Origin of the sequence: Mesorhizobium sp. M0621 (assembly GCF_040320745.1) — a bacterium.
Classification (GTDB): domain Bacteria; phylum Pseudomonadota; class Alphaproteobacteria; order Rhizobiales; family Rhizobiaceae; genus Mesorhizobium.
The window spans coordinates 95,893-114,600 of record NZ_JAMYQF010000007.1 but is presented as its reverse complement, the minus strand read 5'-3'; the positions used below and the strand labels follow the sequence as shown (position 1 = coordinate 114,600).

Here is an 18,708-nt window from a genome sequence, read left to right as displayed (position 1 = left end):
TTTGATGAGCGAGGCAACCAAACGGCAAGGGGAAACCCGCGCGCCGGTTCTGACGGCAAGGAATGTCGTCAGGCGGTTCGGCGGCCTTGTCGCCGTCAACGATGTCTCGTTCGACGTCAGAGCTGGAGAAATCCTCGGCCTGATCGGCCCCAACGGCGCCGGCAAGACAACGATGTTCGATCTGCTCGCCGGCAGCATATTGCCGACCAGCGGCGAGATCCTTCTCAATGGCACGCCTGTCTCGGGCGAAGCCGCACATCTGCGCATCGGCCGTGGTCTTGGCCGCACCTTCCAGATCCCGCGCCCGCTGCCCAACCTGACGCTGATCGAAAACATCATGCTGGCGGCACAGGGCCAGGCCGGCGAAAGGCTGCTCGCCAATTTCGTGACGCCATGGCGCGTCGCCGCGCAGGAAAGAGCCGCCAGGACAAAGGCGCTCGAACTGCTGGAACTGGTCACCCTCACCCATCTTGCGCATGAGCCGGCGCGCGTGCTTTCCGGCGGCCAGCGCAAGCTGCTCGAACTCGCCCGCGTCATGATGGCAGACCCTGCGATCATCCTGCTCGACGAGCCGGCGGCCGGCGTCAACGCAACGCTGCTCGAAGTCATCATCGACCGCATCCGCGACATCAATGCGCGCGGCATCACCTTCCTGCTGATCGAGCACAACATCGACATGGTGACGCGGCTCTGCCATCGCGTCCTCGTCATGGCGAGCGGCCAATTGCTCAGCGAAGGCACGGCCGAACAGGTCGCACGCGACCCGCGCGTCATCGAGGCCTATCTCGGAGGCACCGCATGAGCGAGACCGTCCTCGATGTCCGCGACCTCGAAGCCGGTTACGAGCCCGGCGTGCCGATCGTGCGTGGCGCCTCGATCACCGTCGGCAAGGGCGAGATTGTCGTCGTGCTCGGTCCCAACGGCGCCGGCAAGTCGAGCTTCATCAAGGCCATTGCCGGTCTCGTCCCGATCTCCGGCGGCACGGTGTTTCTGGACGGCAAGGACATCACTGCCGCCCCCGCCCACACCATGGTGCGGCTTGGCCTGGCCTTCGTGCCGCAGACCGAAAACATCTTCCCGCTGATGTCGGTCGAGGACAATCTGAAAGTCGCCTGCGGCATCCTCGAACGGCGCGAAATCCCCGGCCGCATCGAGGAGATGTATGCGGCGTTTCCCGATCTCATCCTCCAGCGTCGCACCGCCGCCGGCAACGTGTCGGGCGGACAACGGCAGATGCTGGCCGTCGCACGGGCGCTGATCGTCCACCCCAAGGTGCTGGTGCTCGACGAACCATCGGCCGGTCTGTCGCCGAAATTCGTCTCGATGGTGTTCGAGATGCTGGCCGGCATCCGCAAATCCGGCGTCACCATCCTGCTGGTCGAACAGAATGCCAAGGCAGCGCTCGCCATCGGCGACCGCGCCTATGTGCTGGTCGAAGGCAAGGACCGGCACGAGGGCGTCGCCGCCGAACTGTGGAACGATCCGGTCGTCGCCGAACTCTATCTTGGCCAGCGCCCCCGTAAGCCCGACATAGGAGGTGGGGCATGAGCCTGCAATTCATCGTCGACGGGCTGCTGACAGGTTCGATGATCGGCCTTGGCGCCATCGGCGTGACGCTCACCTATTCGATCCTGCGCTTCTCGAACTTCGCCCATGGCGACTTCATGGCCTGGGGCACCTATGCGACGCTGGCCGTCGTCAGCGCCATCGGCGCGATGGTCGGCAAGGTGGCACCCATTGCTCCCCTCTCCTTCGGCTGGCCGCTGATTGTCGCACTGGTCGTCGGCATGGCCTTCACCGCCCTGTTGGCGCTGCTGCTCGACAGAGTGCTGTTCGCGCGGCTGCGCTCACAAGGCCAGGCGATCATCGTGGTGATGGCGAGCTTCGGTGCCTCGATGGCGCTCCGGAGTCTGCTCGAATTCACCTTCAGCTCTCGGCCGACCTATTTCAGCCGGGCGATCCAGATCGCCATGCCGGTCGGATTCGGCATCCGCATCACGCCGGATCAGGTCGCGCTTTTGCTATTGACCGCCGTGATGGTGCTCGGCGTGCATCTGTTGATGACGCGCACGCAAACCGGCCGCTCGATGCAGGCCTTGAGCCAGAACGCGGCATTGGCCCGCATCGTCGGCATCGACGTCGCCGGCGTGGTGCGCGTCACCTGGGTCATCGGCGGGGCGCTCGCCTGCGTGGCCGGCGTGATGATCGGCATTCTGGTGCAAATCCGACCATTCATGGGCTTCGACATGCTGCTGCCGATGTTTGCCGCCGCCATTCTCGGCGGCATCGGCAGCATCCCCGGCGCCGTGCTCGGCGGCCTGATCATCGGGCTCGCCGAAGCCGGTGCCGTGCAGTTGATCGGCGCGGAATGGCGCGCCGCGGTCTCCTTCATCATCCTGATGGCGGTGCTGTTCGTGCGGCCGATCGGCCTGTTTGGTGTGAGGGAACGCTGATGGACCTGCTCGGCTACGGTGCCTTCTTCCTGACCACCGCGCTGATCTTCTCGCTGGTCACGCTGGGGCTCAATTTGCAGTGGGGCCTGACCGGCCTGTTCAATGTCGGCCTCGCCGGCTTCGTCGCCATCGGCGCTTACACCTCGGCGCTGCTGACCACACCGGACGATGCCGCGCGGCTGGGCGGCTTCGGCCTGCCGATCCTTGTCGGCTGGGCAGGCGCCATGGTCATCGGTGGCATCGCCGCGGCCCTCACCGGCATGGCGACGCTGCGGCTGCGGTCCGACTATCTGGCGATCACCACGTTTGGCGTCGCCGTCGTCGTGCAACTGGTCGCGCTCAACGCGCAGAAGCTGACCGGCGGTCCGTTCGGCATCGGCTTCATTCCGCGCCCCTTCGGCAGCCTTGCCGAGACGCCTCTTCTATTCAACCTGTCGAACCTCGCCATCGTCTCGGTGGTGACACTGATCGCCTATCTCGCTCTGGAGCATCTGTCGCGCAGCCCGTGGGGACGCGTGCTGAAGGCGCTGCGCGAGGATGAGCGGGCGGCGATCTCGCTTGGCAAAAGCGCACGTTTCTATCGCGTCCAGGCCTTTGCCGTCGGCGGCGCGATCATGGCGCTGGCCGGCGCGCTGCAAGCGCATTTCACCGGCTTCATCGCGCCGGACAATTACCTGCCGATCCTGACCTTCCAGGTCTGGGTGATGCTGATCGTCGGTGGCTCGGGCAGCAATCTCGGCGCCGTCATCGGCAGCATCCTGGTGTGGGCGATATGGGCCGGATCGGGCACGTTGACCAGCGTACTGTTCCCGCCGGAACAGCAGGCGCGCGCCGCCGCGCTGCAGATCGCCGCCATCGGTGTCATGCTCTGCGTCATCCTGCTGATCCGGCCCAACGGCCTGTTCGGCGACAGGCCGCGGCGGCCATGGTTCGGCAAGCGAGTGAAGATCGCTCAAGCCAAGAGCAGTTCCGGGTTATGAATGCAGTGATCAGGCAGGAGGCGCGTGGCGCTTCGCTCTGGCATGCGGTCAGCCGCAATCGCCGCGAGCGGCCGGCGCTGCAAGGCGGGCTCGATGTCGACCTAGCCATAGTCGGCGGCGGCTTTTCCGGCCTTTCAACCGCACTGCACGCCGCCGAGAAAGGATTTTCCGTCGCCGTTCTCGAAGCCGAATTCATCGCCTGGGGCGCGACCGGCAGGAATGCCGGCTTCGTCGTGCCGAACTTCGCCAAGATGGACCCGGTCGACATAATGGCCCACCTCGGACCTTCGCGCGGCGAAAGACTGATCGATTTCGCCGCCGGCAGCGCCGACCTGGTGTTTCGCCTGATCCGGCAGCATGGCATCGACTGCGACGCGGTGCAGAGCGGATGGATCCAGCCGGCACATTCGCCTGCCGCCTTCGACAAGGTCAAGTCACGTGCCGGGCAATGGGCACGGCGTGGCCGGCCGGCAGTCACATTGGACCGGCAGGATGTCGAGGCACTGACGGGCGTGCCAGGCTATGTCGGCGGCTGGATGGATCGTTCTGGCGGCGTGCTCAATCCGGTCGAATACGCGCGCGGGCTCGCCGATGCGGCGGAGAAAGCCGGCGCGAATATCTTCGAGCGGACGCGCGTCACCTCGGTTGATCGCATGGCCGATGATTGGATGCTGAAAACGTCTTCGGGATCGGTACGCGCCGCCAAGGTGTTGATCGCCACCAACGCCTATGGTTGGTCCCTCAATCCGTCATTGCAGCGAACCTATTTTCCGCTGAAAGTCTTCCAGATCGCGACAGCGCCACTGCCTCGTGATGTGCGCAGCCGGTTGCTTCCCGGTGAGCAAGGCGTCGGCGACACCAGGCGCAATCTCTTCACCTTCCGCTTCGACGCCGAAAACCGGCTGATCAGCGGCGGAATGCATATTCTTGGCGCCGGCGCCGATACGCGCGTGCCGCAGGCGATCTGGCGGCGGCTTGGGCGGCATCTCGGTCTGCCCGACTTGCCGCCACTTGCCTACAGCTGGTCGGGAATGGCTGCCGTCGAACCGGATTTCCTGCCACATCTGATCGACCTCGGTCCCGGCATGATCGCCGGGCGCGCCTGCAACGGCCGCGGCATTGCCATGACCACGGCGATGGGCAAGGTGCTGGCCGATTGGGCCGCTGGAACCGACGCCCGTGACTTGCCGCTGCCTTTCGGGCCGCCAGCACCAATCCCGTTCCATGCCTTGCTGCGGCATGCGCCCAACATGCTGCTCGGCTGGAGCATGCTGCGCGATCGGCTGGACAGGACGAGCTAGGCAGTCACTTCACCTTGCCAAGGTTTGCCGACAGAACCGCGGCCGCCGTGGCGATATCCTCTTCTATGAAAATCCGCACTGTGGGACCGCTGCGCTGCTCCAGTGCGGCGACGATCTTGCGATGCGCGTCATTCGACCGCGGGATGTAGCGGTCGGCCTGCATCAGCAGCTTGAGATAGGGCCCGACCCGACCCCAGAGATCGCGGATCATGTTCAAAAGGATCGGCGCGCCGGCGTGCTGGTAGATGGCGAAATGGAAGGCCTCGTTCAACGAGAGATAGGCCCTGGCGTCGCCGGCCTCGATGGCACGCTGCATACCGGCGAGCGTAGCCTGGATGTCGACCAGTCCGCTTTTGGTCATCCTGGTCGCCGCCATCTCGCCCGCCAGCCCCTCGACGGCGATGCGGATGCGAGTCAGTTCCTCGAAGGCAGGGGCGGACAGCAGCGGCACGATGACCGAGCGGTTGTTCTGCATCTCGAGCAGCCTAGAAACTTCGGCTGCGCGGCACATCGGAGCTTGTCCTTGCCGCGTAGCCATCCGGCCGCGGCCGATCTGGATAGGTCTATTACATCCAGGCAATCCTGACCGCGGCGTTGCCGCTGCCGTCAGGATACCTGGGTCACTGGCAGCCGCTCGCGCAACTCGTCGACAAGCACCCTCATGTTTTCGGAATAGTCGATGGGCACGACGACGAGGTGCACGCCGCCGCCGGCGAAGGCCTGCTCCAGCGTTGGCCGTAATTCAGCGATCTCGCCAACCCTGGTCCCCTTGGCGCCATAGGCCTCGGCATATTTCACGAAGTCGGGATTGCCGAAGGTCATGCCAAAATCCGGAAACTCGTCGACCGCCTGCTTCCAGCGGATCATGCCGTAGGCGTGATCCTCGAGCAGCAGGACGACGAGGTTAAGCTCGAGCCTGACGGCGGTTTCCATTTCCTGGCTGTTCATCATGAAGCCGCCGTCGCCGCAGATGGCCATGATACGGCGCTGTGGATAGAGCAGTGCCGCCATCATCGCCGACGGCAAGCCCGCGCCCATTGTGGCCAGCGCATTGTCGAGCAGCAGCGTGTTTGCCATGCGCGTCCGGTAGTTGCGCGCGAACCAGATCTTGTACATGCCATTGTCGAGGGAGAGGATGCCGTCCGCCGGCATCACGGCGCGCACGTCATGCACGATGCGCTGCGGCGTGAAGCGGTCTTCGGTGGCGCGCGCTGCGATCCGGCTCAAAATGCCTTCCCGCAGCGACAGCAGGGCCTGCGCATTGGGAATGTTGCCCTCGATGCGGTCGGCCAGTAGCGCCAGCGAAGGCCCGAGGTCGCCGACGATTTCGGCCTGTGGGAAATAGACCTGCTCGACATCGGCCGTTTGATAGCCGACATGAATCACCTTCGGCCCCTTCGCCCCCATGATGAAGGGCGGCTTCTCGACCGTGTCGTGACCGATGGTGATGATCAGATCGGCCTGCTCGATGGCCTCGTGCACATAGTCGCGCTCCGAAAGGGCTGCTGTTCCCATATAGAGCTCGGTGCCGCCGGGCACGGTGCCCTTGCCCATCTGCGTGGTGAAATAGGGAATTTGCGTGCGCAGCACGAACTGCGCGAGATCGGAGGTCAAGCGCGGCCGCGACGCCGCCGCGCCGAACATCAACAGCGGACGCCTGGCTTCCATGATCATACGGGCGGCGCGATCAAGCGCGCCCGGGCTGGCCAGCGGCAGTTCGACCGGGTGCGTCGGCACCAGTGCGATCGGCTCGCACTCCGCCGCTGCAATGTCTTCCGGCAACTCCAGATGCACGGGCCCCGGTCGCTCTTCCTGGGCAACACGGAAAGCTTCGCGCACCAGCGACGGGATCATCTTCGGCGAGACGATCTGGCGCGACAGCTTGGTCAGCGGCTTCATCGCCGCGACTATGTCGACGATCTGAAAGCGCGCCTGCCGGGATGACAGGATGCCCTTCTGACCGGTGATCATGATCATCGGCATCGCGCCGAGCAGCGCATAGGCCGAACCGGTCGAAAGATTGAGCGCGCCCGGGCCAAGCGTGGTGATGCACACACCTGGCTTGCCGGTGAGCCTGCCATAGGTGGCGGCCATGAAGGCGGCCGCCTGCTCGTGGCGGGTCAGGATCAGCTGGATCGAGGAGCGGCGGATGGATTCGACGATATCGAGATTTTCTTCGCCCGGAATGCCGAAAATCCGTTCGACCCCTTCGTTCTCAAGGGCCGCGACGAACAGATCTGAACCTTTGGTCATAAACCGTCCCTCCCACAATGCGCTCATTCAGTCAGCCACTTTCATATGGCACTGGAACACGACGCCTCAAAGGCCCCATGCGTGCACTCTTTTACCGGCTTTGCAGAAGAAATCCGAATTGATGAACTGATCGTCGACCGTGCCAAGGGCAGGGAATATCGGCGCAATCTCAACCGAGAGGCGGACGCTACGGTTAGGCCATCGACTTCGGCAAGGCGGCCGCCAGCGCATCGACGGCAAGCCGCACCTTCAGCGGCAGATGCGGCGTCTGCAGCCAAAGGGCGTGGCAGTCGTAGAGATATCGCGGCTGGTCCGGCAGCAGCGCGACCAGCGCGCCGGCCTGAATGCGGGCTCGGACCAGCCAGGAGGGCAGCCAGGCTAGCCCCATGCCCTCGACAGCCGCGTCGGCGATGGCATCGAGATCGTCGAGCCGCAGCCGGCCTGTTGGCATGATCTCTTGCGTGGGTTGCCCCTCGCCCGCAAACAGCCACGGCTGAACGATCTGGCCAAGCCGACGGTAGACAATCGCCTGATGGTCGGCGAGATCGTCGATGTGCCGCGGTTCGCCGTGGCATTGGAGATAAGACGGCGCTGCGCAGACGACCATGCCCTGGCGCGCGACGCGGCGCGCGATCACGCCGGCCTTGTCGTCAAGGGTACCAGTTCGGATGGCAAGGTCGTAGCCATCCTCGGCAAGATCGGCGAAGCGGTCGCCGAGCGACAGGTCGAGTTCCAGCATCGGATATTGCCGCGCCAACCCTAGCAGCACGGGCGTCACGCAGTGGCGGCCGAAATGCGCCGGCATGGTGACACGCAGTTTTCCACGTGGCTCCGAAAACTGGTCGGCGGCGAGCGCATCAGCGGCGTCGGCCTCGGCCAGTACCACCCGGCAGCGTTCATAGTAGGCGCGCCCGAAGTCGGTCAGGCTCTGCCGGCGCGTGGTCCGGTTGAGCAGGCGCACCCCCAGGCGTTCCTCAAGAAACCGGACATGTTTCCCAACCATCGGTCCAGACAGATCTAGTGCGACCGACGCGGCCGCGAACGAACCGAGGTCGACCGCCTTGACGAACACGGCCATGCTCTCAAGCCGATCCATATTCGGAACTCCTGGTTTCTACTGTTCCTCTTTGCAGCCATTTATCCTCGGCAAGCTTGGCTGCATAGCTCATTCGGTTCAGATAATTTGGAGTCTCCCGAATGGTACGTGTGGTTCGCTTTCACCAGCATGGTGGTCCCGAGGTTCTGCGCATCGAGGATGTCGAATTGCCCCGACCGGGTCCGGACGAAGTCCAAATCCGCGTCAAGGCGCTCGGCCTCAATCGCGCCGAGGCACTGCTGCGCGCGGGTGCCTATATCGAGATGCCGACGCTGCCTTCCGGGCTTGGCCTCGAAGCGGCGGGTATTATCGAGGCCGCGGGCGAAGGCGTGAACGACTTCGCGTCGGGGGACGCGGTCAGTGTCATCCCGCCGCAATCGATGATCCGCTGGCCGGCCTATGGCGAGTTGATCACCTATCCTGCAGGGCTCATCGTCAAGCACCCGCCATCGCTCGACTGGCAGACGGCGGCGGCGGTCTGGATGCAGTATCTCACCGCCTATGGCGCGCTGATCGATATCGCCCGGCTTGGCGGTGGAGATGCCGTTGTCATCACGGCCGCCTCAAGCAGCGTCGGACTTGCCGCAATCCAGATCGCCAACAGGATCGGCGCGACGGCGATCGCGGTGACGCGAACATTGGCCAAGAAGCAGGCTCTCCTCGACGCCGGTGCGGCGCATGTCGTGGTCCTGGCTGAGGAAGATATCACCACACGGCTGAATGAAATCACCGGATCGCAAGGTGTGCGTGTGGTATTGGACGCCATCGGTGGTCCGATCTTCGAGCCACTGACGGCCGCGATGTCAAAGGGCGGCATTCTCATCGAATATGGTGGCCTGAGCCGCGAGCCGACCCCGTTCCCGCTGCCTGCGGTGCTGGCCAAGACGCTGACGCTGCGCGGTTACCTTGTCCATGAGATCACCGGCAACCCGGCCAAACTGGAGGCAGCCAAGGCGTTCATCCTTGAAGGACTAGAAACCGGGACTCTAAAGCCGATTATCGACCGGACCTTCGCGTTCGACCAGATCGTCGAGGCGCACCGCTACCTGGAGTCGAACGAGCAATTCGGCAAGATCGTGGTGACGATCTGAGATCGTGGTGACGATCTGAGATCGTGGTGACGGTTTGAGCAGAGTTGGCGAACAAATCACCTTTGCTGAGAAGATCGCCCTTGAAGGCGCGGCTCTGCATTCCTAATTGTCCCGTGCGGGCCGGGCCCCTCTGACTCTCGCTGTTGGCGATTGTGATGTCGGACCGCTTTAATGGGCCCGTTTCCATTCTTTTCGGTCAAGCGGGCTCAATCTTTTTCGGTTTGGAGCCCCACATGACATCTTCCCTCCTTGGTATGACTTGCCCCTCCTGCCGCGTCGCGCTCGTGATGAGCGAACGCCAGGGTATCGAGATCGATTACTGTCCGCAGTGCCGCGGCGTCTGGCTTGATCGAGGCGAACTCGACAAGATCATCGAGCGTTCCGGCAGGGAAGCGGCGCCTGCGCCGCAGTCGGCAGCCTTCTCCCAACCGCGACACGACGATTATTCCCGCTCGCAGGGCCACCGCTATCCGAAGCGGAAGAAATCATTCTTCGAAGAGTTGTTCGATTGACCGCATGACGCCCGATACCCGGGCCGGCGTCTGCTGAAAATTTCCGAAACCCGCATCGATAAAGGTCCATCCCGATGATTTCCCGCACAAGCCGATTTGCAGCTCTCTTTGCAGGACTCTTCCTCGCATTCTCCATGGTCGCGATGGATCATGCCGAGGCCCGTCGCGGCGGCAGTTTCGGCAGTCGCGGCATGCGTACGTTCCAATCGGCACCCCCGACCAGAACCGCGCCAGCGCCGACCGCTCCGGTCGAGCGTTCGATGACGCCCAACACCGGTGTGAACAGCGCGGCCCGGCAGCCGCAGGCCGGCTTGCAGCGGCCCGGCTTCATGAGCGGCTTCGGTGGAACGATGATGCGCGGCCTGCTGCTCGGCGGCCTGATCGGCCTGCTCGTGGGCCAAGGCTTCGGCGGCCTGGCGGGCATGTTCGGTTTCCTGCTTCAGGCGCTGCTCATCGGTGGCGCAATCATGCTGGCTATCAGGTTCTTCCGGTCGCAATCGGCGCGCAGTCCCGCCCAGGCGCTCGCCGGTGCCGGCAATGCCCAAGGTTCCAATGCCCAGGCTTCGAGGTTTGAGAATCGCGCTACGGCACAGCAGCAGACTGCAAGCTCCTTCACAATCCCCGGCTTTGGCGGCGGTTCGGGCGGAGGCTCTCCGGCCGCCGCCTCTGAGGAGATCACGCTGGCCCAGACCGACCTCAACGCATTCCAGCAGCTGTTGACCGATGTCCAGGAAGCATTCGGGCGCGAAGACCATGCCGCCCTGCGCCGGGCGGTGACACCCGAGATGGTGTCCTATCTGTCCGAAGAGTTGGCCGACAATGCCCAGAAAGGTCTCAGGAACGAGGTAACGGACATCACTTTGCTGCAGGCCGACATCGCGGAAAGCTGGCGCGAGGATGACCGCGACTACGCCACGGCTGCGTTGCGCTACGAGTCTCGCGACGTGACGCGGGAACGGGTCAGCGGCAAGGTCGTCGAGGGCGACGATAATCATCCGACAGAGACGACCGAGTTGTGGACATTCGTGCGTGAGAATGGCTCGAACTGGAAGCTCTCGGCAATCCAACAGGCTTGAGCCCAGCCGGTTTTCCCGCAGCTCGGATGCAGTTGGAGTTGCGGTCGTTCAGCGCACGATCTTGACGCACATCGGCGTGCCGATCTCGATGGCCCGCCCGGTGTCGGTCAGCGTGCCGCTGTCGGCGTCGCGGGCGAAGATCGAGATGCGGTCGGCATTCTGGTTGGCCGAGAACAGATGGCCGCCTGACGGCGTCAGCGCCAGATTGCGCGGCGTCGCACCGCCGCAGGGGACATAGCCGACGAGGCTCAGCGAACCGGTCTGCTGGTCGACTGCCATGATGACGACGCTGTCATGGCCACGGTTGGAGCCGTAGACAAAACGGCCATCCGGCGAAATCTGGATATCGGCGCAATGATTGCTGTCACGCGCTTCGGCCGGCACCGCCGGCTGGGCATCGATGAACGACAACTTGCCGTTGGCTTCGTCCAATGACATCGACACGATTGTCGAATCCAGTTCGTTCATGACGAAGACGAAACGCCCGTTGGGGTGCAGTGCGAGATGGCGCGGGCCGGCGCCCTGCGGCAAGGCGGACTCGGCGAGCTTGGCAAGATTGCCGTCGTGCTCGATTCGGTAGGACACCAGACGGTCGATGCCAAGGTCGGCGACGATGGCCGTGCCACCGGCAACGGTTTCGGTGACGCTGTGGGCATGCGAGCGTTCCTGCCGCGCCGGATTCGGGCCCGTGCCCTTGTGCGAGACGCTGGCCAGTGGCGCCGACAGCGCGCCGTCCTTGTCGAATCCATAGACAGCCACGGCGCGATCCGGACCACCCTCGCCCATGCCGTAATTGGCAACCAGCAGCTTCGTCCCATCGCGGGTGATGGTGTTGTGGGCAGTGATGCTGCCAAGGGATGGCTGCTTGTTCAGGTAACTCAGCGTGCTCGAAGCACGATCGAATCTGTAGGCGGAGACGGTCCCCTCGCGCCAGGTGAATACTTCCGAATTGGCATAGACGCGTGAACCGTCCGGCGTCACCGACAGGAATGTCGGATTGTCGACGTCGTTGGTCTCGGCCAGTTTTCGCGTTTCGAACGTCGCTTCGTCGAAGCTGTAGACGCCGAGACCAATGCCGCGCGCGCCCTGAAAATATGGCGCCTCACGGTTCAGGCTGCCGACAAAGACCAGACAATCCTCGCGCATGTTTTCCTCCCCTGCCCGCCGCCGCTTCGGCGCGCGGAAGCTGCCAAAATTTCGCCTGTTCACGCTTGCAACGCAACCCCATATGTGAAAATACTATTTACAAAAGAAGATTGACGGGAGGAGACGTCGTGCATACAGGCGCCTTGACGCGTGTTCAAATGGTTGCACGGAACCTCCGGCAGGACTGGCGGAGCCAGCCATGAACGATTTCGCGCATACGGTCGGCGTCGCCTCGACGCATCCCAAGGACATGCCCGAAGAGCATGCCGCGCTGCCGGTGTGGAACGCCGAAAACTGGTTCTATGAGGACTGGCCGGTCGGCCAGAAAATCCGCTCGTTGCGCCGCACCATGGCGGAAGGCGAGAGCCATCTGTTCAACACACTGGTGCTCGACATCCACCCTTATGTGCAGGACCAGATGTTTGCCGAGAACGAAGGCATTTTCGGCAAGCGGCTGATCGCCGGTGCCTTTGTCTTCTCTGCTGGGCTGGGGCTGGTCGCGACCAATTGCGTCAACGCCTTTTCCTATGGCTACGACAGACTGCGTTTCATAAAGCCTGTCTTCATCGGCGACACGATCTATTCGATCCGCTCCAACCTCGACAAGAAGCCCCGCTACAAGGAAATGGGGCTGATACGCGCCAGCTACGAGGTGTTCAAGGGCGAAGGCGAGCTCGTTCTCTATTGCGAGCATCTGCAGACGGTGAAGTACCGCAACCCTGCCGACTTCGTCGGCAAGACGGAGAAATAACGATGCCGGCAGCAGCCGAATTGCCGCTCGCCGGTCTCGTCGTCGTCGACATGAGCCAGTTCCTGTCCGGGCCCTACTGCTCGCTCAGGCTGCTCGATCTCGGCGCGCGCGTCATCAAGATCGAGCGTCCGGATGGCGGCGACCTGTCGCGCCGGCTCTATCTCAGCGACACCGAGATCGGCGGCGATTCCACGATCTTCCATGCCATCAACCGGGCCAAGGAAAGTCTTGCCATCGACCTCAAGAACGGGGCCGACCTCAAGGCGCTGCGCACCCTTCTGGCCAAGGCCGACGTGCTGATCCAGAATTTCCGGCCGGGCGTCATCGAACGGCTCAGCTTGGACTACGAGGCGGTCCGCAAGATCAATCCACGGCTGGTCTATGCCTCGATCAGCGGCTATGGCGAGGACGGCCCTTGGGTCAAACGGCCCGGCCAGGACCTGCTGGCGCAGGCGCGTTCCGGGGTGATGTGGCTGAACGGCGACGAAGACCAGGGGCCGGTGCCGTTCGGGCTCGCCATTGGCGACATGCTGGCCGGTGCTGCCTGCGCGCAAGGCATCCTGGCGGCACTGGTGCGGCGCGGCATCACCGGCCAGGGCAGCCATATCGAGACCAGTCTGCTGGAAGCGCTGGTCGACTTCCAGTTCGAGGTGCTGACCACGCATCTCAACGACGGCCGGCGTTTGCCACGCCGCTCCAGCTTCCGCAGTGCACATGCCTATCTGTCGGCGCCCTATGGCGTCTACCCGGCCAAGGACGGTTATCTCGCCATCGCCATGACGCCGATCCCCAAGCTTGCCGATCTGCTGTCGCTCAACGAACTGGCGCCCTATCGCGACAAGCCGGCATCATGGTTCACCGCACGCGACGACATCAAGGCGATCATAGCGCAGAGGATCGCCACCAAGACCATCGACGAATGGCTTGATATCCTCGAGCCCGCCGACATCTGGTGCGCCAAGGTGCTGACATGGCCGGAGATGCTGGCAAGCGAGGGCTTCCAGTCGCTCGACATGCTGCAGACGGTGACGCGCGAGGACGATGTCTCCATCCTCACCACCAGTTCGCCGCTCCGGGTCGATGGTATCAGAGCCAAGGTCGATCAGGCGGCACCGCGCATCGGCGAGCACAGCGCGGCAATCCGCGAGGAGTTCGGCCTGTGAGCGTGCCTGCACTCAAGGGCATGACCTGGAGCCATCCGCGCGGCTATGATCCGATGGTCGCTTGCTCATCCCTGTGGAAGCAGAAGACCGGCATCACCATCGAATGGGACAAGCGCTCGCTGCAGGATTTCGAATCCTTCCCGGTCGAGGATCTGGCGCGCGCCTATGACCTTATCGTCATCGACCATCCGCATGTCGGCCAGATCACCGCCGAGCGCTGTCTCGAGCCACTGGATGTCGCCGGTCGCGAGACAGAGCGCGCAGCACTTGTCTCGGGCAGCGTCGGCCAGTCCTATCCGAGCTACAACTGGCAGGGGCGGCAATGGGCGTTTCCGATCGATGCGGCGGCCCAAGTCCAGGCATGGCGGCCGGACGCGATCGATGCGCCGCCGGCCGGCTGGAGCGATGTGCTCGATCTAGCCCGGCAAGGCCGTGTGCTGTTGCCGCTGCGCCCGCCCCACGTGCTGATGGTGTTCTACACGCTTGCCGGCAATCTCGGTCATGCCTGCACAACCGATCCGTCCCACGATCTGATCGACATCGAGACCGGCAGCCAAGTTTTCGAGGCGATGCGCGAGATTGCGGCGCTGGTCGAGCCGGCCTGTTTCGAGATGGATCCGATTGCGGTCTCGGAGCGCATGGCAGAGGCCGATTCCAGGATCGTCTGCGCGCCGCTGATCTATGGCTACGTCTCCTATGCGGCGACTGGCTTTCGTCAGAACCGGCTGGCTTTCGCGGACATTCCGGTGGTCGGTTCGAATGGCCCCATCGGCTCGGCACTCGGCGGCACCGGCATAGCCGTATCAGCCTTTTCCAAGGCCAGAGACGCTGCGATCGACTTCGCTTACTGGGTCGCCGGCGGCGACGTCCAGCGCGGTCCCTATGCCGCCGCCGGTGGCCAGCCCGGCCATGCCACAGCCTGGGAGGACCAGGCCGTCAATGAAGCGACCGGCAATTTCTATCGGGATACGCGCGTGACGCTGGAAGGCGCATGGGTACGGCCGCGCCATGACGGCTACATGACGTTCCAGCAAGCAGCATCCGATCGCATCCTTTCCGGCATGACCCATGGGCACAAGGCCGCCCAGGTCGTTGCCGATCTCAATCGCCTGTTTCGGGAAAGTTCCCCCACGCAGGTGTCCGGCGCTGCCGGTGGAGGAGCCTGAACGAAACCGAACGGAGGAGAACAAGATGACAGCAATGATCCGTGGCCTGCTGGCCGCAACCGCCCTAGCCTCGCTTGCCACGACCGCCGCCTTTGCCCAGGATGTGCAAGGCGTCGTCGGCGCACTGCCGACCGAACTCAAGGCGCAATATGACGGCGCGCCGCAGAAGGTGCTGCCTTCGGCCTGGGATAATTTCACCGCGCCGCCGAAGCCGTGGAAGTGGTGCCATTCGGAATCCTACCAGGGCAACCCGTGGCGGGTCACGGTGACCAAGGAGCTGAAACGCCTCGTCGACGGGCTGATCGCCGACGGCACCGTATCCAGCTTCGAAGTGTCGGATTCCAACAACGACGCCAGCCAGCAGATCAACCAGATCCGCGCCTTCATCGACAAGAAGTGCTCGATCATCACCTCGATCCCGGGCTCGGCGACGGCGCTCGATGATGCCATCGACGCTGCAGCCAAAGCCGGCATTCCGTTCATCACCGCAGCCGGTTCGGTGACCAGCCCGAATGCGATCAATGTCGATTCCAACTATGCGCGCTGGGGCTATGACATGATGACGGCGATCGGCAAGGCGCAGCCGGACGGCGCCAGCATCCTGCTGGTCGAAGGCATTGCCGGCCACCCGATCGTGGTGCAGGAGCGCCAGGGCGCAGACAAGGCGCTGGCCGAAAATCCGAAGCTGAAGATCTCGCGCAACGTCAACGGTAACTGGACGGCCAACGTCACCAAGACCGTGGTGTTGCAGGCGATCGCCACCAACCCGGCGCCGATCGATGCGGTGTGGACGACCGGCAGCGAAAGCCGCGTCGTTGCCGAAGCCTTCGCAGAGGCAGGCCGGCCGGCGCCCTTGATCACCGGCTCGATCACCGGCGATGCATTGGGCTACTGGAAAGCCAACCCCGACAAATACCGCTTCGAAGGCCATGCGGTTCTGCCGCACTGGACCGCCGAGACGCTGTTCCGCGTCGGCGAGCGCATGCTCGACGGGCAGAAGCCGAAGCTGAACACGCTGCTGATCCCGATCCCGCCGGTCCACAGCGCCGATCTCGGCCAATGGTACAAGGACTGCATGACGACGGATGCCGTCTCGATTTTCCCGATCCCGCCGACGGATCCGATGCCGGAAGAATGGCTCGACGCCTATTTCTCGAACCCGGCGCCGACCAAGGGCTGGGATTATTCGAAGGTGCCCGATGCCTGTGCAAAGTGACGCCTGCGCGAAGTGAACGCCTGCTAGTATCCCAACAGGCCGACTCCTTTCGGTGAGCCGGCCTGCCAGCATTGAAACGCGACATGCTTGAAGTCAAAAACATATCCAAACGCTATGGCGAGACGGTCGCGCTTTCGGACGCGTCGATCACGTTCCGGGCTGGGACCATCCACACCATTCTGGGCGAGAACGGTTCGGGCAAAAGCACGATGGTCAAGCTGTTGTCGGGCATCGTCCAGCCAGACAGCGGCACGATCCTTCTGCACGGCAAACCGTTTTCAGGCGCCAGCCCATCCGCTTTCCAGGCGCAGGGTTTCGCCACGGTGTTCCAGGAGGTTCTGATCGCACCGGACCGCAGCGTAGCCGACAACATCCTGCTCGGCCTCGACGGGTTCGTCCGGCGCGTCGTGCCGCGCAATGAGCGCCGCGACAGGGCAGCAGCCGCGCTCAAACGCTTCGCGGTCACCGACGTCCCTCTCGACAAACCAGCCGGCCTGCTGCCGTTAGCCGCGCAGCAACTTGTCGTCCTTGCTCGCGCAATCGTGCGCAATCCAAAGATCCTGATCCTCGACGAGGTCACAGCCGCGCTCGACTTCGCCGACCGCGAGTCCGTTTTTTCGCTGATGCGCGCGCTTGCCGGCGAGGGTTGCCTGATCTTGTTCATCACCCATCGCATGGACGAGGTGATGTCGCTTTCGGATCGCATCTCGATCCTGCGCGGCGGCAGCGTCGTGCGCACCGAAGAGCGCGGCGCCTCGACGCCGGCGGAACTTCTCAGGGCGATGGCGCCCCGCACGGCGGCGGAGCTGGCACATGGCTGACCGCGCTGCCCTCACAGTTCGCGATCTCGTCATCGCGCCCGGCGCCAGTCCGATCACGCAGGCGATTGCCCCAGGCGAGATCGTCGGCCTTGCCGGTCTTGATGGCCATGGCCAGGAGTTATTCCTCAAGATGCTCGCCGGCCTGGAGCCGCCGCATGGCGGATCGATCGTGCTGAACCAGCCCGGTGAACCTCGCAAGATCACCGGATTCCGCAAGGCCGTCTCCAGCGGCATTGCCTATCTGCCGCGCGACCGGCGTGCGAACGGCATTTTCCCGACGCAATCGGTGCTCGACAATTTCTCCGTCTCGACGCTGTCGCGCGATACACGTCTCGGCCTGATCAGCCCGGCGGCGCGCAAGGTGCGCTACGACATCTACCGCGAGAAACTGTCGATCATGGCGCCCCGGCCCGATGCGCCGATCACCACTCTGTCGGGCGGCAACCAGCAGAAAGTGCTGCTGGCTCGAGCGCTGGCGCTGGAGCCAGCCTTCCTGCTTCTCAACGACCCGACGCGCGGTGTCGACGTGGCGACGCGGCATGTTCTCTACGACGTCTTTCGCGGGCTGGCCGCCGACGGCATGGGGCTCGTTATCCTGTCCAGCGAAATCGAGGAAATTCTTCTCCTGTGCCAGCGCGTGCTGGTGTTCCGCGAGAATGAAGTCGCGGCCGAAATCGCCGGCGAGGCGCTGACCACCGGCAGCGTGATATCAGCCATGTTCGGACGTGCGGCATGAGCCTTGTTGCGCGCCTCCTGTCTCTTGGGCGAAACGTCGGCTTCGCGGTCGTGCTGCTGATTCTGTTGCTTGTGGTCAATCTCATCCTCAGTCCGGGGCGGTTCCAGCCGGGATCCTGGGGTGCGCTGATCGGCTTGGCGGCGCCCTTGATCGGTGCCGCGATCGCGTCCACGCCTGTCATCCTCGCTGGTCGTGGCGGCATCGACATCTCGGTCGGGCCGCTGATGGGCTTCGTCAATGCTTTTGCGATCCAGGTGCTGTTCCTCGGCGCTGGCATCTCATCGCCCCTGGTGCTTGTACCGGCGGTGCTGTTCGTCGGCGCCTTGGTTGGTGCTGCGAACGGCTTCCTGGCGACGATCGTACGCATCCAGCCGATCGTCGCCACGCTCGGCACCTATCTGATCCTCACCGGCGTGACGCTGACCATCCTGCCCGCACCGATCGGCCCCGCGCCGGCCTGGCTCAAGGCACTGTCCGGTCCGCTGTCGATGCTGCCGCTGGCGTTGATGTTCATTGCCTGGTGGCTGGTGCGGCGCACCCCCTACTACGACCAGTTGATGGCGGTCGGCAGCGACGACCGTGCCGCCTACACAGCCGGCGTCGATGTCACGCGCGTGCGCTTCCTCGCCTATGTCATGACCGGCATCTTCAGCGGATGCGCCGGGCTGATGCTGACCGCGCTGATCGGCTCGGCGGACCCGAATATCGGGCCGACCTACACGCTGATCGCCATCGCCGCCGTCGCGCTCGGTGGCGTCAGCCTGGCCGGCGGGCGCGGCGGCGTTGCCGGTGCCGCCATCGGCGCCATCGATATCTTCCTGCTGCAAAGCGTGCTGACGACATTCAACGTCTCGACCTTCGTGCTGCAGATTGCCTACGGCGCCATACTGGTACTGGCGGTGATGCTGACAGCAGCGCAGGAACGTCTTGCCATGAAGGGGCGCTGA

The 18,708-nt window shown here is 63.9% G+C and carries 19 protein-coding genes; 15 read left to right on the top strand and 4 right to left on the bottom strand.

Features of this window, described 5'->3' with window-relative positions; translation table 11 throughout:
- The first annotated feature begins 4 nt into the window (after positions 1-4).
- From NKI38_RS07420 to NKI38_RS07400, 5 genes are read left to right on the top strand one after another with little or no spacing between them, the layout of a single operon-like run.
- On the top strand, positions 5-802 hold the full coding sequence (locus NKI38_RS07420) for an ABC transporter ATP-binding protein (RefSeq protein WP_352656035.1): 798 nt from the start codon (positions 5-7) through the stop codon (positions 800-802).
- Entirely contained in the window at positions 799-1,548 is a 750-nt protein-coding gene (locus NKI38_RS07415; RefSeq protein ID WP_352656033.1) for a branched-chain amino acid ABC transporter ATP-binding protein, read from the top strand. Before NKI38_RS07420 ends, NKI38_RS07415 begins: the two co-directional genes overlap by 4 nt.
- Positions 1,545-2,453, top strand: coding sequence for a branched-chain amino acid ABC transporter permease (locus NKI38_RS07410; RefSeq protein WP_352656031.1), 909 nt, complete (start codon positions 1,545-1,547; stop codon positions 2,451-2,453). The genes NKI38_RS07415 and NKI38_RS07410 overlap by 4 nt, the downstream gene beginning before the upstream one ends.
- On the top strand, positions 2,450-3,433 hold the full coding sequence (locus NKI38_RS07405) for a branched-chain amino acid ABC transporter permease (RefSeq protein WP_352656147.1): 984 nt from the start codon (positions 2,450-2,452) through the stop codon (positions 3,431-3,433). Before NKI38_RS07410 ends, NKI38_RS07405 begins: the two co-directional genes overlap by 4 nt.
- A complete protein-coding gene (locus NKI38_RS07400) occupies positions 3,430-4,734 on the top strand; it encodes an NAD(P)/FAD-dependent oxidoreductase (protein WP_352656029.1) in 1,305 nt (434 codons plus the stop codon). Before NKI38_RS07405 ends, NKI38_RS07400 begins: the two co-directional genes overlap by 4 nt.
- Positions 4,735-4,738: 4 nt before the next feature.
- Here NKI38_RS07400 and NKI38_RS07395 read toward each other — a convergent pair whose 3' ends face one another.
- The 3 genes from NKI38_RS07395 to NKI38_RS07385 all read right to left on the bottom strand — a co-directional run bounded on the left by NKI38_RS07395 (position 4,739) and on the right by NKI38_RS07385 (position 8,083).
- Complete coding sequence (locus tag NKI38_RS07395) at positions 4,739-5,245, bottom strand: GntR family transcriptional regulator (protein ID WP_352656027.1); 507 nt, start codon at positions 5,243-5,245, stop codon at positions 4,739-4,741.
- Between the two features lie 95 nt (positions 5,246-5,340).
- Positions 5,341-6,987, bottom strand: a complete 1,647-nt coding sequence (locus NKI38_RS07390; protein ID WP_352656025.1) for an acetolactate synthase large subunit — start codon at positions 6,985-6,987, stop codon at positions 5,341-5,343.
- 193 nt (positions 6,988-7,180) lie between these two features.
- A complete protein-coding gene (locus tag NKI38_RS07385) occupies positions 7,181-8,083 on the bottom strand; it encodes a LysR family transcriptional regulator (RefSeq protein WP_352656023.1) in 903 nt (300 codons plus the stop codon).
- 101 nt (positions 8,084-8,184) lie between these two features.
- Between NKI38_RS07385 and NKI38_RS07380 the strand changes: the two genes are divergently transcribed.
- The 3 genes from NKI38_RS07380 (at position 8,185) to NKI38_RS07370 (ending at position 10,762) form a co-directional block, all read left to right on the top strand.
- On the top strand, positions 8,185-9,174 hold the full coding sequence (locus NKI38_RS07380) for a zinc-dependent alcohol dehydrogenase family protein (RefSeq protein WP_352656021.1): 990 nt from the start codon (positions 8,185-8,187) through the stop codon (positions 9,172-9,174).
- Between the two features lie 233 nt (positions 9,175-9,407).
- Entirely contained in the window at positions 9,408-9,686 is a 279-nt protein-coding gene (locus NKI38_RS07375) for a TFIIB-type zinc ribbon-containing protein (RefSeq protein WP_352656145.1), read from the top strand.
- Between the two features lie 74 nt (positions 9,687-9,760).
- A complete protein-coding gene (locus NKI38_RS07370) occupies positions 9,761-10,762 on the top strand; it encodes a Tim44 domain-containing protein (protein ID WP_352656019.1) in 1,002 nt (333 codons plus the stop codon).
- 48 nt (positions 10,763-10,810) lie between these two features.
- Here the strand turns inward: NKI38_RS07370 and NKI38_RS07365 are convergent, their stop codons facing one another.
- A complete protein-coding gene (locus tag NKI38_RS07365; protein ID WP_352656017.1) occupies positions 10,811-11,908 on the bottom strand; it encodes a lactonase family protein in 1,098 nt (365 codons plus the stop codon).
- 199 nt (positions 11,909-12,107) lie between these two features.
- Between NKI38_RS07365 and NKI38_RS07360 the strand changes: the two genes are divergently transcribed.
- From NKI38_RS07360 to NKI38_RS07330, 7 genes are all read left to right on the top strand, one after another.
- The gene (locus NKI38_RS07360) at positions 12,108-12,659 is read left to right on the top strand and encodes a MaoC family dehydratase (protein ID WP_352656016.1); all 552 of its coding nucleotides are present in this window, start codon (positions 12,108-12,110) and stop codon (positions 12,657-12,659) included.
- 2 nt (positions 12,660-12,661) lie between these two features.
- The gene (locus NKI38_RS07355; RefSeq protein WP_352656014.1) at positions 12,662-13,822 is read left to right on the top strand and encodes a CaiB/BaiF CoA transferase family protein; all 1,161 of its coding nucleotides are present in this window, start codon (positions 12,662-12,664) and stop codon (positions 13,820-13,822) included.
- Positions 13,819-14,988, top strand: coding sequence for an extracellular solute-binding protein (locus NKI38_RS07350; protein ID WP_352656012.1), 1,170 nt, complete (start codon positions 13,819-13,821; stop codon positions 14,986-14,988). The genes NKI38_RS07355 and NKI38_RS07350 overlap by 4 nt, the downstream gene beginning before the upstream one ends.
- Positions 14,989-15,013: 25 nt before the next feature.
- The gene (locus NKI38_RS07345; RefSeq protein WP_352656011.1) at positions 15,014-16,204 is read left to right on the top strand and encodes an ABC transporter substrate-binding protein; all 1,191 of its coding nucleotides are present in this window, start codon (positions 15,014-15,016) and stop codon (positions 16,202-16,204) included.
- 83 nt (positions 16,205-16,287) lie between these two features.
- Positions 16,288-17,025 carry an ATP-binding cassette domain-containing protein gene (locus NKI38_RS07340; protein ID WP_352656009.1) on the top strand — a complete coding sequence of 246 codons (738 nt, stop codon included), beginning with the start codon at positions 16,288-16,290 and terminating at the stop codon, positions 17,023-17,025.
- Positions 17,018-17,761 carry an ATP-binding cassette domain-containing protein gene (locus tag NKI38_RS07335; protein ID WP_352656007.1) on the top strand — a complete coding sequence of 248 codons (744 nt, stop codon included), beginning with the start codon at positions 17,018-17,020 and terminating at the stop codon, positions 17,759-17,761. The genes NKI38_RS07340 and NKI38_RS07335 overlap by 8 nt, the downstream gene beginning before the upstream one ends.
- Positions 17,758-18,708 (top strand): ABC transporter permease, encoded by a 951-nt coding sequence (locus NKI38_RS07330; RefSeq protein WP_352656006.1) that lies wholly within the window; start codon positions 17,758-17,760, stop codon positions 18,706-18,708. The genes NKI38_RS07335 and NKI38_RS07330 overlap by 4 nt, the downstream gene beginning before the upstream one ends.

Bases quoted from the DNA above. Each gene is read 5' to 3' on its own strand.
- NKI38_RS07420 (WP_352656035.1), top strand. From the start codon at position 5: ATGAGCGAGGCAACCAAACGGCAAGGGGAAACCCGCGCGCCGGTTCTG.
- NKI38_RS07415 (WP_352656033.1), top strand. From the start codon at position 799: ATGAGCGAGACCGTCCTCGATGTCCGCGACCTCGAAGCCGGTTACGAG.
- NKI38_RS07410 (WP_352656031.1), top strand. From the start codon at position 1,545: ATGAGCCTGCAATTCATCGTCGACGGGCTGCTGACAGGTTCGATGATC.
- NKI38_RS07400 (WP_352656029.1), top strand. From the start codon at position 3,430: ATGAATGCAGTGATCAGGCAGGAGGCGCGTGGCGCTTCGCTCTGGCAT.
- NKI38_RS07395 (WP_352656027.1), bottom strand. From the start codon at position 5,245: ATGTGCCGCGCAGCCGAAGTTTCTAGGCTGCTCGAGATGCAGAACAAC.
- NKI38_RS07390 (WP_352656025.1), bottom strand. From the start codon at position 6,987: ATGACCAAAGGTTCAGATCTGTTCGTCGCGGCCCTTGAGAACGAAGGG.
- NKI38_RS07385 (WP_352656023.1), bottom strand. From the start codon at position 8,083: ATGGATCGGCTTGAGAGCATGGCCGTGTTCGTCAAGGCGGTCGACCTC.
- NKI38_RS07380 (WP_352656021.1), top strand. From the start codon at position 8,185: ATGGTACGTGTGGTTCGCTTTCACCAGCATGGTGGTCCCGAGGTTCTG.
- NKI38_RS07375 (WP_352656145.1), top strand. From the start codon at position 9,408: ATGACATCTTCCCTCCTTGGTATGACTTGCCCCTCCTGCCGCGTCGCG.
- NKI38_RS07370 (WP_352656019.1), top strand. From the start codon at position 9,761: ATGATTTCCCGCACAAGCCGATTTGCAGCTCTCTTTGCAGGACTCTTC.
- NKI38_RS07365 (WP_352656017.1), bottom strand. From the start codon at position 11,908: ATGCGCGAGGATTGTCTGGTCTTTGTCGGCAGCCTGAACCGTGAGGCG.
- NKI38_RS07360 (WP_352656016.1), top strand. From the start codon at position 12,108: ATGAACGATTTCGCGCATACGGTCGGCGTCGCCTCGACGCATCCCAAG.
- NKI38_RS07355 (WP_352656014.1), top strand. From the start codon at position 12,662: ATGCCGGCAGCAGCCGAATTGCCGCTCGCCGGTCTCGTCGTCGTCGAC.
- NKI38_RS07345 (WP_352656011.1), top strand. From the start codon at position 15,014: ATGACAGCAATGATCCGTGGCCTGCTGGCCGCAACCGCCCTAGCCTCG.
- NKI38_RS07340 (WP_352656009.1), top strand. From the start codon at position 16,288: ATGCTTGAAGTCAAAAACATATCCAAACGCTATGGCGAGACGGTCGCG.
- NKI38_RS07335 (WP_352656007.1), top strand. From the start codon at position 17,018: ATGGCTGACCGCGCTGCCCTCACAGTTCGCGATCTCGTCATCGCGCCC.
- NKI38_RS07330 (WP_352656006.1), top strand. From the start codon at position 17,758: ATGAGCCTTGTTGCGCGCCTCCTGTCTCTTGGGCGAAACGTCGGCTTC.